The sequence below is a fragment of the Moorena producens 3L genome, assembly GCF_000211815.1.
Lineage (GTDB): Bacteria > Cyanobacteriota > Cyanobacteriia > Cyanobacteriales > Coleofasciculaceae > Moorena > Moorena producens.
In genome coordinates, this window is record NZ_GL890825.1 from 238,555 (window position 1) to 255,365 (window position 16,811).

Annotated in this window: 13 protein-coding genes, 1 tRNA gene and 1 pseudogene; 4 read left to right on the forward strand and 11 right to left on the reverse strand. The window is 42.3% G+C overall.

Annotated features, from left to right (window positions below; all coding sequences use genetic code 11):
* Positions 1 to 516: 516 nt before the first annotated feature.
* A tRNA-Arg gene (locus LYNGBM3L_RS03825) sits at positions 517 to 589 on the reverse strand.
* A 650-nt stretch (positions 590 to 1,239) separates the two neighbouring features.
* On the opposite strand from LYNGBM3L_RS03825, the gene LYNGBM3L_RS03830 reads away from it, so the two are divergent.
* The 3 genes from LYNGBM3L_RS03830 to LYNGBM3L_RS03840 all read left to right on the forward strand — a co-directional run bounded on the left by LYNGBM3L_RS03830 (position 1,240) and on the right by LYNGBM3L_RS03840 (position 4,043).
* On the forward strand, positions 1,240 to 1,899 hold the full coding sequence (locus LYNGBM3L_RS03830; protein ID WP_008179302.1) for an Npun_F0813 family protein: 660 nt from the start codon (positions 1,240 to 1,242) through the stop codon (positions 1,897 to 1,899).
* Between the two features lie 93 nt (positions 1,900 to 1,992).
* Positions 1,993 to 3,027, forward strand: a complete 1,035-nt coding sequence (locus LYNGBM3L_RS03835) for a hypothetical protein (RefSeq protein ID WP_008179304.1) — start codon at positions 1,993 to 1,995, stop codon at positions 3,025 to 3,027.
* Complete coding sequence (locus tag LYNGBM3L_RS03840) at positions 3,024 to 4,043, forward strand: helix-turn-helix domain-containing protein (RefSeq protein WP_008179306.1); 1,020 nt, start codon at positions 3,024 to 3,026, stop codon at positions 4,041 to 4,043. The genes LYNGBM3L_RS03835 and LYNGBM3L_RS03840 overlap by 4 nt, the downstream gene beginning before the upstream one ends.
* A 179-nt stretch (positions 4,044 to 4,222) precedes the next feature.
* On the opposite strand, the gene LYNGBM3L_RS03845 is transcribed toward LYNGBM3L_RS03840, so the two are convergent.
* Positions 4,223 to 5,152 (reverse strand): ADP-ribosylglycohydrolase family protein, encoded by a 930-nt coding sequence (locus tag LYNGBM3L_RS03845; protein ID WP_008179308.1) that lies wholly within the window; start codon positions 5,150 to 5,152, stop codon positions 4,223 to 4,225.
* A 549-nt stretch (positions 5,153 to 5,701) separates the two neighbouring features.
* Here LYNGBM3L_RS03845 and LYNGBM3L_RS03850 point away from each other — a divergent pair.
* Positions 5,702 to 7,624: a glycoside hydrolase family 10-like protein gene (locus LYNGBM3L_RS03850; RefSeq protein WP_044492238.1), complete on the forward strand. Its 1,923-nt coding sequence runs from the start codon at positions 5,702 to 5,704 to the stop codon at positions 7,622 to 7,624.
* A gap of 129 nt (positions 7,625 to 7,753) precedes the next feature.
* Here the strand turns inward: LYNGBM3L_RS03850 and LYNGBM3L_RS03855 are convergent, their stop codons facing one another.
* From LYNGBM3L_RS03855 to LYNGBM3L_RS03895, 9 genes and pseudogenes are all read right to left on the reverse strand, one after another.
* Positions 7,754 to 10,798, reverse strand: coding sequence for a non-ribosomal peptide synthetase family protein (locus LYNGBM3L_RS03855; protein WP_008179311.1), 3,045 nt, complete (start codon positions 10,796 to 10,798; stop codon positions 7,754 to 7,756).
* A gap of 98 nt (positions 10,799 to 10,896) precedes the next feature.
* Positions 10,897 to 11,271, reverse strand: a complete 375-nt coding sequence (locus LYNGBM3L_RS03860; RefSeq protein WP_071986791.1) for a four helix bundle protein — start codon at positions 11,269 to 11,271, stop codon at positions 10,897 to 10,899.
* An 88-nt stretch (positions 11,272 to 11,359) separates the two neighbouring features.
* On the reverse strand, positions 11,360 to 12,115 hold the full coding sequence (locus tag LYNGBM3L_RS03865) for an SDR family NAD(P)-dependent oxidoreductase (RefSeq protein WP_008179315.1): 756 nt from the start codon (positions 12,113 to 12,115) through the stop codon (positions 11,360 to 11,362).
* A gap of 25 nt (positions 12,116 to 12,140) precedes the next feature.
* Positions 12,141 to 12,548 (reverse strand): cupin domain-containing protein, encoded by a 408-nt coding sequence (locus tag LYNGBM3L_RS03870; RefSeq protein WP_008179317.1) that lies wholly within the window; start codon positions 12,546 to 12,548, stop codon positions 12,141 to 12,143.
* Positions 12,549 to 12,605: 57 nt separating this feature from the next.
* A complete protein-coding gene (locus tag LYNGBM3L_RS03875) occupies positions 12,606 to 13,547 on the reverse strand; it encodes a methyltransferase (RefSeq protein ID WP_008179320.1) in 942 nt (313 codons plus the stop codon).
* A gap of 24 nt (positions 13,548 to 13,571) precedes the next feature.
* Complete coding sequence (locus LYNGBM3L_RS03880; RefSeq protein WP_008179321.1) at positions 13,572 to 13,946, reverse strand: formyl transferase; 375 nt, start codon at positions 13,944 to 13,946, stop codon at positions 13,572 to 13,574.
* 26 nt (positions 13,947 to 13,972) lie between these two features.
* A pseudogene (locus LYNGBM3L_RS03885) lies at positions 13,973 to 15,113 on the reverse strand (IS4 family transposase).
* 57 nt (positions 15,114 to 15,170) lie between these two features.
* The gene (locus LYNGBM3L_RS03890) at positions 15,171 to 15,776 is read right to left on the reverse strand and encodes a formyl transferase (RefSeq protein WP_008179328.1); all 606 of its coding nucleotides are present in this window, start codon (positions 15,774 to 15,776) and stop codon (positions 15,171 to 15,173) included.
* The coding region (locus LYNGBM3L_RS03895) for a TauD/TfdA family dioxygenase (protein WP_207554329.1) at positions 15,773 to 16,811 on the reverse strand (1,039 nt) is incomplete at its 5' end. The genes LYNGBM3L_RS03890 and LYNGBM3L_RS03895, both read right to left, overlap by 4 nt.

Here is a 16,811-nt window from a genome sequence, read left to right on the forward strand (position 1 = left end):
GCGAATTTAATTCGCCGACGGAAAGCGCACCTATGGAATTTTACCCATTCACAGATAACTCAAACTATCGAGTTTTTCTGAAGGTCACCCCATATTCTTTGTTGTCAAGGTTTAATTAGTAGGTGGCGATTAGCTCTTAATTTGATGTCCCTACTATACCTAGTATGTCACAGTTAATTGGCAAGCTCCGTTACGACCCTTGCCCCGCTGTCATCCTAGAGATGAAACCTTAGAATAGGGTCGCCTTAATCAATGAGTTTTAACCTTTTTCCGCATAGCCTGCCAACCATAAAGGCGACCCTATTCTTACGGTAACTTCAAGACACTTACCCTATCGGGTAAAGTGCGGGGCTTCTCGCGGTTTAGCTAAGCATATGCGTCTCATCCAGGTTTGGGGGATTTCTCAATAATTTTTAAGAGGAGCGCAACATCACTTTACATTTAGACCTTAGTCCTATGTATTTTGTGAGCCAAATTAAGCCAGATGGTATTGACTTTTGACCAATAACCAAAGAGCGCCCTCGGTAGGATTTGAACCCACGACCCAGGGATTAGAAATCCCTTGCTCTATCCACTGAGCTACGAGGGCATAGCTATATCATACATCAGAAAAAACTGTTTTTGCTTGGCTGGTGATCGGGTACCAGTCTCTGTGTGGCTAATACCTAGTCCTATCAAGGCGCTTTGGGGGTATTCACTCCTGTGTCGGTAAACCATAAACAACTATTATACCAATTTCAAACGGGACAGTCAAGGTCAAGGAGGAACAGGGAACTTAGGATCAAGCAACAATGGCTCCGGTAACAGAAAGCATTCCCCGTTAACCGTTGCCCGTTCCCCGTTCCCGATCTCAGGAGAGCCTTGGGCTTAAGTGGATAGCCACCACAATTATCGATTGCTTGTCTCAATTAGCGGTAAGACTCAAGGCACTTAGCTCGAACCCGAGTTAAGGTAGGTACATAGTCAGTGTCACTGATCAGAACTTAGTCAGACCCTGTCACAAGGATTCTGATCAGGAGATAGTGACTAGTACTCTGTCAAAATTGAATTGAGGGGTAAACTATACTTTTCCGGATTAGGCACGCTTTTACTAGGCATTAGGTATGACTTAACACCTTGCCACCGTGCCACCGTGCGACCTTGCCCTAACCCTCAAAACTAAATTGACAGAGTACTAGGGGGTTAGAACACTTCGTCAACAGCACCCCCTGACCCTGTCAGGAGTCATGTGCCAGTATCATGTTTATTTTGAAAAGGCAGGATGTTGAAATCTCTAGTATTCAGCACCCACAGAGGGAGCAGCAAATCCCGATTCTCAATTACCAGGGGCAAACCTTTCGCCTGCTCAGTGTATTTGGTTCCACTCAGGAAGAGGAAGCCATAGCTTTCTGGCGAGACCTCACCGATAATCGGGGCAAAGCTTGTGTATTGTTGGAAGAACCTGACCGCTACAGCGTTTGGGGAAAAATCCGTCTGGAGCAATTAGGCACTGAACCCAGCTCTGAGGGCACTAGGGTATCCTACATTCAAGCCTGTCTTTTGCTACTACAGACGGTGTATATGGATGTGGAAGACTTCTTAGGAGCTAGACAAGCTGGGTTGTTTCAGAAGGATATCGCCAAGATCTTGATAGATTTAAACTTTCCCCAGGTTGAATCGACCCAAGCTGTACAACAATTGCTCAAAATCGACCCCCTTACCAACTCTGATTTTCCTACCTGGGAAGAACATGATTTGATCACCCTGTTGCAAGAACTCTATCGCTTAGGTAAAGACTATTTTGGCAATACCAACTTTGCTCAGGGGGTTAGCGATATATTGCAGGATATGCCCCCTCAGGAGCAAACTCAGTTTATCAACTGGCTTAACAACTCTGATCTTGGTAATCTATGGCAATAATCTACAATTGAAAATAAGCTTAAGAATCATAGATATTTTAGCTGCCTAACCATAGTCTTATTGTGCTAGTCAGTGATAAGTGTGAAATTCCTTATGAGCAGCTCTGCAGAACGGTCATCAGGTAATCTATCCCCCCTCAGCAGCAATACCATCATCTATGGTGGTATTGCTTGGGCGATTATCTCCCTATTATTCTTCTTGCTGTTTGGGATTACATCCCCTGGGCAAGAAAGTCCATTTTGGTACCTGATTACTACCTACTTTTTAGAATGTATACCCTTCCTAGTAGCAAGTATTCTCTGTTTCAGAAATTGGCGTAGCCCTCAGATTGCCAGTGGACGAAATGTCTGGCTAGGACTTGGTCTGGGGAATCTGTTCTATTTGATGGGTGACTTGATATTCGGTGTGTGGGAGCTGTATTTTCACCTTAACCCTGATGTATCACTAGCAGATGTGTTTTACTTATCGTCCTACGTATGTCTTGGGGTAGGCATGTTTTTAGCAGTTATTCCCAGGCGCTTAAACTTAGAACTTTGGCAAGGGTTAACGATTGTAGCGATTGCCATAGTGGGGATGGCCTTAGCTGCTTTGCTGTTACTTGCCCCTTCCCTCGAATCCAGCACTCCTGAATCTGGTGATTTGATAATTGCGTATTCTATTTCTGACTCGACCACAGCAGTTCCGGTCAAGGACAATAATGCTATGGTCATCTCGGCAGAGCCATCTGAAATAACCAACTCTGAGGCAAATCAGAGTACCGATCATAATTCTCCAAGGTGGGCTATTGAACTTGACAACTCACTGAGTGCCTATTCAAACCAATTGACGACCCTCTACATTGCTTTCGATGTAATTCTGCTGATTATTGCCTCATCCCTACTGTTAGCGTTTTGGGGTGGACGTTTTTCCCAATCCTGGCAAATGATTGCCGCTGCCACATTTTGCCTGTACATTGCAGATATGTGGTTTAAGTATGCTGAGACTAGACCGAACTACGAAAGTGGCGGTTTACCAGAAGTCTTTTTTGTATTCAGTGGTGTATTGTTTGCAATAGGGGCTGCCCTGGAATATCAAATATCGAGCCGTTCCCGTCGTGGTTCACGCAGGCGAGCTGAAAAAGTAGCATGAGTCCAAGAAAACTATCTGATGTCGATAAACAGGACATCCTAGAACTATATCGACAGACAGCAGAGACAACTTCAACGCTGGCTGACCGTTATGGAGTTAGTAACTCCACCATTAGCCGTATCCTTAAGAGCAACTTGTTGGAGCCAGAATACGAGGCTCTAATCCAACAAAAGCGCTCTAATCGTACTGCTGATCATGTTTCCTCTTCTACTGTCAAAACGGCTAAGCCTGTGGTAGATTCAGCAGCTCAATCATCACTAGTTGGACTCGAAAATGAACCATTAGCAAATGAACCATTAGCAGAATCTATCAGTGATTTATTGACTTCAACCTCTACTGATGGACGTCGGCGGCGTAAGCGTTCCTCTGTGGCTACTCAACCACCAGTGGAGGAAGAGGAGCAACATACCCAACTGCAACTAGATATTACCACATCAGGTTCAGATGAAGATAAGTCTGTTGATGACCAAGATGAATTCTTACCTGAGGATAAGGGACTAGCAACTAGGAGATTCGCTGAGTTGCTGGACGAAGATTTAGGGGATTTGGATCAAGATGATGATTTAGAGGATTTGGATGACCTAGATGATCTAGATGACCTAGATGACCTAGATGATCTAGATGACCTAGATGAAGATTGGGACGATGACTTGCCAGATCCTGAGATTCACGAATCCATCAGAACCTCTGTGGCTAAAAGCGGTTCTTACATTGAAATTTTGCCCCTCTCGGAAGCTTCTCTTCCTAAAACCTGCTATTTGGTAGTCAGCCGAGCGGCGGAGTTAATTGCTCGCCCTCTGAATGAGTTTAGCGACCTCGGACAAATTCCTGACGAAGAAGTTCAAGAGACAACCTTGCCAGTATTTGAAAACCATAGGGTAGCACGGCGTTTTTCTAACCGTTCTGAGCGAGTCATCAAGGTTCCTGATGCTCAGATGCTTCAGAAGACCTCTTCCTATTTGCAAGCTAAAGGAATTACCCGATTATTAATTGATGGTCAGGTCTATTCTATTTAATATCAAGTCCCCTGGCTTCTGGGTGAGGGACTTTCGCCCTTAGGGTTTTAGGGAGTCGGGAGTCGGGAGTCGGAATTCCCCCTACTGCTGGCGGAAGGGTGGGAGGGGGGAAGCAAATGGAATGTACTTCATAAGTATTTGAAACGCTATAACTATTGATATAACTTACTTGATATAACTTAAGCGCTTTGAGCGAGGGCAAATAGTTGGTCAGCTGTGGACTCAATCAGCTCCCGTTTAACTAGTCGGTAACGCCAAGATTCTGGTATCCCTTGATATCCATAAAATGCCCCTGCCAATTGTCCGTAAACTGCCCCGGTGGTATCAGCATCATCACCCAAGTTGACGGCTAACAGACAGCCTTCCCGAAACGAGCTACTGTGCTCAAAGGCCCATAACGCGGCTTCTAAGGATTTGACTACATAACCTGTCCCCTTAATTTCTGGGGGCTGGCGGTATTTGAAGGATCCTGTGGCAATTTCGTGTATTTCCCCAACCATTGGGTTTTCTTGCCAGTATTGAGGAATGGGGCAATAGAGTTCCGAAAGCAGTTCTTCTTTGCTTACTCCATTAACTGCTCCCACTAGCAGGGCCCCCAAGTAGCGACAAGCATCGACAGCGGTTGCTACTCCATGAGTGGTGCGTGAACTATCACCAGATTTCTCGATCGCTTCTCTGGGTTTTTTAGCATAAAACAAAGGCACAGGAGCCAAGCGCATGATAGACCCATTACCAGCACTACGGGGAGCTGTGGAACCACAGTAAGGGTTTTGGGTTATTTGAAATTGCTGCAAGGCTTGGGATACTGTGTTTCCAATGTCAAAACACTGACCTGTGCTGCTGAGATAACCTTCTCGGGACCATCGCAGATACTGCTGTAATTGATCAACTGGATCAAACCCCTGTTGCTCAATCAAACTATGGGCTAAACACAGAGCCATGGATGTATCATCAGTCCAGTAGCCAGGCTTCAAACCAAAAGTCCCACCACCCACCATATCTTGAATCGGGGTAAAAGAGCCTGGTGGCTTAAACTCTAAAGTAGTACCGACTGCATCCCCGACAGCCAATCCTAAGAGACTGCCACGGTAACGGTTAATTAGCTCCATGAGATAATTCCTCCTGTGACATACTCCCACACTGACAAGCACGGTTCAGTGTGGGCTTCTTACCAACTCCACCCAACGGTATCGGCTTTCGCCGACGCGGGGCGCGTTCGGATACTCGGTAAGCTTTATTAACGACACGGGATGCCCCTCCGCGCCGGAACAATACAATAATTTCTATTTTTAATTAGTAGGTGGCGGTTAGCTCTTAATTGATTTTCCCTACTACATCTAGTATAGACGATATTCAATTGTAATTGTTTCCTTATTCCATGCAATAAGAGCGCAAAATTCATCCCATAAGACGCGCGCCTTAGATAGGGTCGCTTTACTACATGCATATTTAACCCTTTTACGCATAACCGACTAACCATAAAAGCGACCCTATCTTACGGTAACTTTAAACACTCATGCTGCGCATTGAGATGTGGGGCTTCTTTTGCTAGAAGCTAATCCATCACCTCTGCTACTCTAGTGTTGGTGTTTTTTGCATCTTCGCGGTTAATCAAAATCCTGATTAACCCAACACCTCACCCGGAGCTTGTTCAACCCATGAAACCGTTACTCAGACTCTGGCCTATAGCCTTGGTAAATAGACTGGTTTCCTTTCAGCAAACCATTAAACATCAGGGTTGGTGGATTTTGCTATTTGTGATCGGCATGATAATTCCTCTATGCCAGCTTTCCCCATCCTACGCCAGTAGTACCTTTAAGGATGTCCCAGAGAATTATTGGGCACAGCCGTGTATCACCAAACTAGCACAACAAAATATTATCAGGGGTTACCCAGATGGTACCTTTAAACCGAATGCTCCGATCACCAGAGCTGAGTTTGCTGCACTGCTTCTGAAGGCTTTCCCTAGTGCTCCTCAAGTGCGCACTGACCAAAAATTCGTGGATGTACCAACTAATTACTGGGCTAATCAGGCTATTCGTAATGCTGATAAAACGGGATTTTTGGCTGGCTATCCTGGTAGAGTTTTCCGGCCTAAGCAAAATATCCCTCGTGTCCAAGCCTTAGTATCTTTAGCGAGTGGATTGAAGTATCAACCGGTTAACCCTTCCGTAGAGACTTTAAAGGCAGCGTTTACTGATGCTACGGCAATTCCGAACTATGCCCAAAATGCGATCGCAGCAGCTACGGAAAATCAGATTGTGGTCAATCCCCCTAATGTGAAGCAATTCAAACCTAACCAACAAGCTAGTCGAGCTGAGGTAGCTGCTTTCTTGTGCCAAGCTACCCAAACCACTGGATTGATTCCTAATCAATACATTGCTAAGGTTGAGCCACCAACTCCTGGTTCTACTGAAGCGGAGTTAAGGGGGGTATGGCTGACAAATATTGATAGTCAGGTACTGTTTTCTACTACAGCAGTAACGGATAGCCTAGAAAAACTTAAGGAGCTGAACTTTAACACGGTATATCCTACAGTGTGGAATTGGGGTTATACACTATATCCGTCTCAAGTAGCTAAACGGGTAGTGGGACTGGAAGCACGAATATCCACGGAGTTAGAAAAAGACTTATTTGACCCAGAAAAGGGGGTACAGGGAGGACGAGATGTTCTCAAAGAGATTGTCGAGGTGGGACATGACAATGGTTTGAGAGTTATTCCCTGGTTTGAATTTGGCTTCAAAGCACCTTCTTATTCTGAATTAGCCAAACGCCACCCAGATTGGCTGACCCAAACCAAAGATGGGGTCAAGACTCAAACTACTAAAGGATTAGAACCAGAGGATGAAAGACTACAAGAGATTGTTTGGCTCAATCCTTTTAAACCAGAGGTACAGCAATTTATTCAAGATTTAGTTATCGAAGTTGTCAACAACTATGATGTTGATGGGATCCAATTCGATGACCACTTTGGCTTGCCAGTGACCTTTGGTTACGATGATTTCACAGTAGAATTGTACAAAAAAGAACACCAAGGTAAATCTCCCCCCACTGACCCAAAGGATGAGGAATGGGTACGGTGGCGAGCAAATAAAATTACGGATTTCCTAACCAAGCTGTTTCGAGCAGTTAAAGACAGTGTTGAAGACAGTAACAATGATGTGATTATTTCCCTATCTCCCAATCCCCAGCGTTTTTCTTACCAATTCTTTTTAGCTGATTGGGCAACTTGGGAACAACGGGGTTTGGTAGAGGAACTAATTGTCCAGATTTATCGAGATAATTTCAGCACTTTTATCTCGGAATTAGACAAGACAGAAGTCAAAAGAGCACGGAGTCATATTCCGGTAGGAATTGGGATTTTAAGTGGTCTCAGAACTCGTTTAGTTCCGGTATCACAAATTCAGCGGCAAGTGGATGCTGTCCGACTGCGGGGATTTGCTGGTGTGTCGTTTTTCTTCTATGAAACCTTGTTGAATATGAGTGATGAACCAGCTTCTGAGCGTCAGAGCGGTTTTGAGGTCATGTTTCCTGAGTTCGTGAAAGCACCAAATATAGAGGATTGGAAGAAATCGAATTGAGCCGTTGCTGAATTGAAGTCTGTTGCTATAAACGCTATTTTCTATTAGTTTACCACAATTTAATTATTTTTCGGAGATGTCTAGTCGTCGGAGTATATATCGAAATCATATCAATCGATTCTATCCCTCCTACATGCTAAATGGAAACTCTTCGATTTGCCGAAGGTAAACCCGAAGCAACTGGCTGTCTGGGGACGCGCAAGTAATACCAGACTTAGCAAGTCCCTTAACAGTATTTTCGCAATCCAACTTTGACGTGAAAGAGGATGCCTCTAAATAGGTTAGCTGAGTTCCAGGAATTTTTTTCGTTAAAAACGGCAAGATGGGACTTAAAACATTTTCTGGGGAACTCAAGATCACATCCCGCATTTTTGATTCCCAATCGGGATAGTCTATTTGCTCGATAAGGTAGCCGAGAGAACGAATGAGATCGACTAGCTCCCCTATCTGCAAACACTGAGGATTGACTAAGTGGAAGCTTTTTCCTAGGGATTCTTTCTGCCTAGATAGATAAACAATGGCTTGACTAACATAGTCTACTGGTGTCAAATCGAATTCAATATTGAGATCGGGAGCAATGCCTTGCTCGACAAAGCTCTTGAGCAGGCGACCTAAGGTTTGCTCGGCATTAGATGCGCCAGTTTTACTGTGCCCGCTAATCGTCCCTGGTCGGTATATACTAACCGGAATACCAAAAGAATGTGCGGTTTTCAACAATTTTTCTGCTACCCATTTACTTTGAGCATAGCCTCCATAGACTACTTCACAATCTTCCAGAGGGTCTTCTTCTCGAATGGATGGCTTGTTGAAATACCCTGTTGACTTAAAAATAGCGGGTGAAGAGATAAAATGGACGGACTTGAGTTTGATTTGACTGGCTAATCTCAAGATTTCCTGAGTTCCTCCCACATTGGCTGCTCGCATAGCTGTGTAGGGATAGGCTAAATTCAAGAAAGTGGCAGAATGATAGATAATATCGATTTCCCGCGCTAGCTCCTCGAACTGTTGGTCGTGTAGTCCCAAAAGTGACTGGGACAAATCCCCTATCACTGGAATAATCCGGGAGTTGAAATTTTCATATTCCAGTAAATAGCGATCTAGGTTGTTGGTAATTTTCTGCTTGCCTTCAGCAGTAGTCTTACAGCCACGAACCAGGCAATAAATCCTGGCTTGGGTTTGTCTGAGGAGTTCATCGAGTAAAAAAGCACCGAGAAATCCCGTTGCTCCAGTCAATAAAATAGCATTGGGTTCGGAATAATACCCAACAGAAGTAAAGTTCGGTTTGATGGTGGGATCTAGAACGGCTTCTGAAAGCAACTCTTCCACAGTCATGCTTTCAATCCCTGCAGCCTCTTCTGAGTTGCTGAATTTATCGATTGCTTCAGCCATGTTAGCTACTGTGGGTGCTTCTAACAAGGTGCGTAGGGGGAAATCAACTCCAAAAGCGTGTCTTACTTGGAAAAGGAGCCGAATTGCTAGCAGAGAATTTCCTCCTAATTCAAAGAAGTTGTCCCTCAGGCCAATTGGATGGATGTGTAAAACCTGACTCCAGAGTTGGGCTAATTTTGTTTCTAGTGAGGTACGGGGTGGGACAAATTCTTGCTCTAAAATAGGTCGTTCGGGATTAGGTGCAGGGAGCGATCGCCTGTCTAACTTACCATTAGGGGTTAGGGGCAACTCGTCTAAAACCACAAATGCGGCAGGAAGCATGTATTCTGGCAGCTTTGCTTGGATAAGTCTTCGCAATTCTGGCACAATTTCTATCCGAGATTCTTCACCCACAGTGCTGACAATATAAGCGACTAAGCGCTTGTCACCCGGAATATCTTCCCTAGCAATTACTGCGGCTTGTCTCACCACAGGGTGTTGAGTAAGTACTCCTTCAATTTCCCCTAGTTCAATGCGGAAACCGCGAATTTTTACCTGATGATCGCTACGACCGAGTAACTCAATATTACCATCGGCAAGATAGCGAGCTAAGTCTCCTGTTTTGTATAATTTTGACTTTTGACTTACTCTTCGAGAAGCCGCTTTCGCGTCTATGACTTTTGAATTTTCAAAGGGGTTGGTGATGAATTTTTCTGCTGTTAATTCTGGGCGGTTGAGATACCCCCTGACGAGATAGTCTCCGCCTACGTAAAGTTCCCCAGTTTCTCCTCTGGGAACGGGTTGCATTTGCTGGTCTAAAATATAAATTGGCAGGTTAGCAATCGGGCGAGTTATAGAAAAGTTACGCGGTTCTGGTTCTGGTTGACAGTTCCAGGAGCTAACAACAATGGTTTCAGTAGAGCCGTAGATTTCAATTGCTTCGCAATTGGGAAGGCTCTCCCAAAAGCGTTGTTTGAGAGCAAAGGGAAATGCTTCCCCACCTACAAAGATTCGTCTGAGATTCCTGCAACTCTTCAAGCCCGGATCTTCCAGGAAAATCGAGAGCATAGAGGAAACAAAATAAGCAACGGTAATTTGCTCTTGGGCGATTAGCCGAACTATGTAAGCACTATCTTTTTCACCGTCTGGTTTTGCTAAAACAACGCAAGCTCCAGCCATTAGAGGCCAAAATAACTCCCAGCGACTGGAAACATCAAAGCTGAGAGAGGCTTTGTGCAAAACGCGATCGCTTTTCTGATAGGGAAAAGTCTCTTGAAGCCAGCCCCAGCTTTGACAAACCGCTCTATGGGGCATCATTGCCCCTTTTGGCTTTCCGGTTGACCCAGAAGTATAGGTAATGTAAGCTAAGTTTTCTGCTCCAACCCTACCGACTGGGTTAGTATTGCTTTCTACAGCTATTTTCTGCCAATCTGTATCCAAGCAAACTAGATGTCCTTGATATTCGGGAATTTCCGCCACCAATTTCTGTTGCGTCAACAGCACTGACACCTGGGTATCATGGAGCATGAACTCCAAACGCTCGCTCGGATAGGATGGATCTAAGGGCACATAAGCCCCCCCTGCTTTAAGAATCCCCAAAAGTCCGATCGCTGTATGGATAGAACGCTCCACACAAATCCCCACAAGGGTTTCCGGTTCTACACCTAAGGAGCGCAAATAGCTGGCTAACTGGTTCGCTTTGCCATTAAGTTCTCGGTAGGTTAACTGCTGGTTGTCACACACAACCGCAATAGTATCAGGTGTTCGTTCTACCTGGGCTTCAAATAACTGAGGTATGGTATTCATATACTTTGAGGTTTTGGGTGTTAGGTATTAGGTGTTAGGTGTTAGGTGTTAGGTGTTAGGTGTTAGGTGTTAGGTAAAACACCAATTCTTCCGATGACCTAATTTTTCTTATTATCCTTGAGTTTTTCGATCAGAATGTTGAGCATTCTTCCTATTTCATCGCTTAGCTCTAAAACAGGTTGTAACTCCGAGTTTTTAAGATAAGATAATCTACCAGTAATTAGCAAATGTGTTTCCAATTCTTTCAGAGATCCATTAGCTATGGAGAGATGATGGATATAGTCTCCCAAATGCAGTCTCCCTTTCCCCTCAGCGATGTTAGCTGGAATTGAAACGGCAGCTCGTTGAATTTGGCTGCTCAGTCCATAAATCTCAGTTTTTGGTAACTTAGAAGTAAGTTGGTAGCATAGTACAACCAAGTCCATTGCCCGATTCCAAACCTTTAAGTCTCGATAACTCTTAACTTCGATCACCTGGATCACCTTTTTCGTTTAGTCATTATCTAAAGCCCAACATCTAACACCCAAAACCTAACACCTAACACCACTTCTCTGATGCACTCTAGCGCACGTATGAGGCTCCATTAATATCAATGTTGGTTCCAGTTGCCGAGGGGACTTGTCCGGATAAGAGGAAAACCACCATGGCAGCAATTTCCTCTGGCTGGGCGATTCGCTGTAGGGGAATACCTGATAATATCTCAGACAGAGGATAGTTTTGGGTAAATTCCGCAGTCATCTCGGTATCAACAAAGCCGGGACAAATAGAATAGGCTAGTATGCCATCAGCCGCGAAGTTTCGAGCAATACTTTTAGTGAAATTACTCAGTGCTGCTTTGGAGGCTGCATAGTGCATACACTCTGGGGTGTCACCACGATGAGCTGCACGACTGGAAATATTGACAATAATTCCTCCTCCCTTGGACTTAAAGTGTTCTATGGCGCGTCTGGTGATGGAACTAACAGCAATCAGGTTAACTTGAAGAGTTTTGAGCCATTTTTCTTCCCAGACTGAGGGATTATCATCCAAGCTGAGTTCGGTCATGATGGCGGCATTATTAACAACACCATCAATGGCATATCCCAGATTAATAATTTCCTCCACTAATTCTTGTCCTGCTTGGGGCTCGGATAAGTCTTTTTGAATTACAACACAATCCGTTTTTGCTTCGGATGCTAACTTCTGGGCTGGCTCAATATGGGAATTACAGTGCACCACAACTCGTGCTTCTGACCCAATAAGATGTTCGGCGATGGAGTAGCCGATTCCTGTTCCTGCTCCTGTTACCAGAAATGTTTTTTCTGCGATCTTGATCATTGCATTAGTTCCATTAGGTTAAGATTCAGGATTTCTGGCTAGGAAAGAAATCTGGTTTCCAATCCGCAGGCACTTCTCCCACTTCGTTCTTAAAATCGTGAAAGCTGTTCGGCGAAGAAATGGCTATAAAGTGTAGGTCATTGCTTGATTCATTCCTAATTTGATGCAGCGCTCCCGGAGATATTAGTATGCCATCACCCGAATTAAGAACATGTGTTGTGTTCTCAATTACTATAGATGCTTCACCCTCAAGTATAAAGAAAAACTGTTGGGCAACTTCGTGGTAATGTTCTACTCCCCTGCTGTTGGGAGGCATAATTTCCTGTGCAACGGTTAAATTGTCATTGGCTAATAAATGCCATCCTTGACAGCCAGTTCCCCATTGAAAATTTTCGGCAGTAGCTTTATTGATGATCTTTGCGTGGTTTGACATTGCTTTTTTCTCTTAAATCTAAAGTTACTTTAGCATGAGCAAAACTTAGGAGTTTACTCATGCTTTCTTGGCACGGATAAAATATAACTGCTGATAGAGATTGCCCTCTTCTTCTAGAAAGGGGGAGGGTTCTCCTTCTAGATCTGCTAGTTTTTGATAGCTTTGGACAAACTCTGTGTGATAGTTAGCTAAGGCAACATTAATTCTGTGGACAACAGCCCAATTGGCATCACCCCGCTCTTCCCAGTTAATAGAATAGTCTAAAGGATTGTCACTATCGCTTTCAATTCCTTTTCCCCAGTATTTTTCCATTAACCTATGGGTTAGTCTGGGGCCATTTTTACTGGTGGCGATGAAGAGAATTTCCCCTCCTGGTGCCAGGTAGGAACTACCTTGGGTAATTAAAGTGTCCATTACTAGTCTGCCGCGATCGCCATTGCGGTTCCATTCTTCACCCCGAAATTGGTCAGCAAACTTCAGCCTTGCTTGCAATTTTTCCTCCGTATCAGGTAGTGCTGGCGGGTTGAGATAAATGCGATCAACTTTCCCTTCAATCTCTCGATTCCCTTGAATTGCAGCAAAGCAGTTAGACTCAAAACTTTGGAAATCTTTTGGGTTAAGACCATTCAATGCCCAATTGCTTCCTTGCAGGGTAACGGCATAAGGGTTTAATTCCGTGCCAATTACCTGAGCTGCACCACCTTTTCCGGCGACTATGCCAAACATGCCTAAGCCACCAGCAAAATCCATCACCACCTTGCCCCTACAATCATCAGCAGCTACTAGCTCACACATTGTGAGGGAAAATAGTGAAGAAGGTGTCCAAGCATTAGGATGGCTTTCTAGTAAAATATCTAAGTCATTACTGAGATGATATTTGACAATCGTGCCCGCCTCTAAAGACTGATAATCAATGTTACTGTCCGAGTCGTAGGTAATAATTGTTTTTTGTGTACAGAAATCTTTGTCTGTTTCTAAATTCAGATCTGGAGTTTTCATTAATTCTATTTGTCTTCGGTAAAGCTACACTAATTGGAAAGTTTCAACTGTTTTTTCTAGGTAATAATATGCTAGAATTTCGCAAAATTCACTGTAATAAAATAGTTGTATGCCCAAATCCTCCATTTGATTAACTTCTTGGTAAGTGGGAGTACGATAATATGTTCTTTTACTAAGATCCTGTTTTACATCCCAAGAAAAAGGAAAAGAATATCCTTGAGCTAACTCATCGATGTATTCTAAAAATATTTGGGCACCCTTTTTGTAAATTAAACATAAATTTTTTAGATAGCTGTAGTTTTTATTAAGATCTACAGAGTAAGCTCCTATGATGCTACCTGTATCAATTCCTTCCTCAACAATATGTAAAGTGCCGTAAAGAGATTTTCCTTCAGCCATATCCCCTGGGGGGGCGACGAAAATAGTTATAAAGCAGACAGGACAAGCGATTTAGCTCTCATTCCTCGTAAATAATACTTCCATTTATTACGATTAAGTCTCATTAATTCTCGTACTAAATTAATACACTCATCGCTAAAACTGACCCAATTTTGAGCATATAATCCTATATAAAAACTACTGTGTCGTCGTTGTGAACGGCCATCTTCTTTTACTCTGCCGATATATTTTTGAATTCCTTTTAGTTTAATTTGCTGTCCTTGAATGGTAGCAGAAGTATAGGCTATTGATATCAATAAAATTAGCGAAATCAACCGATCACCATAGACATTAGTGTCTTCTAAATTATCGCCTCCTGTTTTAAAATCTCTAAACATTTCTTCAATGCCAAACCGTTTCTTATAAGCAGCAATCGCCAATTCTAAGGAATTTAAATTTGTCATAATGAACCATCCTTCTTTGGGGATAAATCCGGAAATATTACGCTTCCATTTGCATGCAACGTTAAAAGTGCTAAATCCCTTTATTTTAGTTATTTTTACTCCTTTAATAAAGAATGAAGTTCCTGGTATTAACCCAAGATTTGATAACTCAATCCAAATTTTCTTTTTGACTTCAATAAACTCATTTTTTTTGAGACGTAAACAAAAGTATACAGACTTTTCTGACAACCATTTCGCTAGCTTAACAGAACAAAATTCTCTATCTCCCAATAGGCAAATTTTATAATCTTAAAAATGGGAATTATGTTGATAGATGACTGCTCTGTTCTTTAAGATTACTGCTACCTAATTTTGGCATCAAAGTAAAGTATATTGGCAATGCTCTTTTATCCCAAATCAGGCTAGTTACTAAAAGATTTATTTTACCCCAATTTGTACGGTCAATTGCTATATAAACTAGTTCATCTGTTTCAAAGTATGTTTCTAGTATACTAGCTATGATAGGAAACCAAATAGTTTCAAATCTTAGATTTGGTAAAGACAAAAAGCGCTGAATTCTTTTTCTTATACTTTCAAATTTTATTCCAAGAGGTAAAGCATTTGCTAACTTTTCTATGCTAACTCTTTTGATTGATTGTACAAGCATCACTAAAATATTTAATAAAATAAAATTACGATACTTTAGTTGAATTTTAAGATGCTTTTGATAGAATAAGGGTAACATTTGCAACAGATAGGTCTTATTGACAATTTGAGACCTATCTTTTTCTATCACAGATCGTTACACTCTTGACGTATCAATCGTTTCAAGCCATATCGTCGCCCCCCCAGCCATATCCCACAAGGAACACCACACGCCAGCACGTTCAGGAAGTTTTGATGAGTGAATATTGAAAATCTTACCCACACCATATTCACTTGCTACTTTAATAATTTCTGAACTGATGATTAGATTGTTCCTTACAGACAAACTAATGTAAGGTTCATGTTCTTTATAAATAGCAATAATTTTCTCCTGTTCTTCTCTGTTTTTCGTACTTTTGATGCGATACAATTTGCATTCGTAGTGTCTCGCCATTTGATTGAATGTCATCAAATGGCATTTTTTATTGCCTAGATTTTTTTCAATGTCAGGGAAAACTATGTTACGGATATAATCTTTAGTCAAAAAATTAAACTTAGACAATTTTTCGACTTGGCTTTCTGCTTTTCTCGATACTTTTTGTGACAAAAATATATGAACTTTAAAGTTTATATTGCTCAAAAAAGGAAGCAAAAAATTTAGAGTTATATTAGCGATAATATCTTCGTTACAAAAAATAATCATATTTTTATGCTGATTATTTTTGTCCCTTTTTTGCCTAAAATTGTCTTCACAATTATTCATATCTTCTTGTCATTACTTACTTGTCTATTAAGATCCTCTATTCTGAGTTTACTCTCTAAGTCTTCTGGATAGTTATCGGGACTAAAGTAAGCAAGTTTAGAGAGAATGTCGCTTTGTGTTTTCCAGGCCAATTCATCTTGTAAATATGCCTCAAAACTTTGGCTTGTAACCACCTTTTCTAGTTCTTTGTGTCCAGTAAAATAAATTCCCTGGTCGATGGGATTGGCAGTATTATTATCGAAAGTCCAACGCAGAACTTTTCTAATCTTCGTTTCGGAGTTAGTAAATCCTTCTCTACCATGAAAAGCAACTAAATTTGCCAGCACTAAACTTTCCCTAAGTTCTTCTAACAAAACGCTTGTGTAATTCTCTGGATCTTTATTAAAATTCCAGATCCAGTTCATTGCTATCTGAGTCAAAGCGCTTTTACATTTATATTCAACATCACCATCGGCGCGATAACCCGTTGTAATGCATCTTTTTTCCTTATGGTAATTAATAATTGGTTTACTAAGATGACCATCCGTTCCTTCCCTAAAAAAGGTAACAGCATCTGCTTCTTTTAAAACAGCTAGATAAGGCAAAGGAATAGCATTTAAAAGATGCTGTCCACTCGCCACACGAGTTTCCCCTCCTGATTGAGCATTTTCTAGGACTGTAAACACCACCCAATCAGGAACGACTTTTAAGAATGTGCTGTCTTGATGGACTTCCTGATGACCGTTGTATTTATTACCCTTAACACGATCAGCTGGATTTGCCATCATCAAAACATCATTTTCTTTAAAATCAACGCCATAGTCAGCTAACACTTTTCTGGCTAAAGCATTCTCATTGGATTCTATTTTGCCAGCATTACTATAGGGTTGTCGCACTTGTTCCCCGAGCAATAAATGCAACTGATTTCGCCATTCTTGAAAACGTCGATTATCTAATAACGCATCATTTTCGTGAGTACGGAGAACAAAAAAACCATATAGATTTGTCAATAGCTGCACGTCCCTGCGAATCCCATCATCTGAAAGCTTTCCCCCA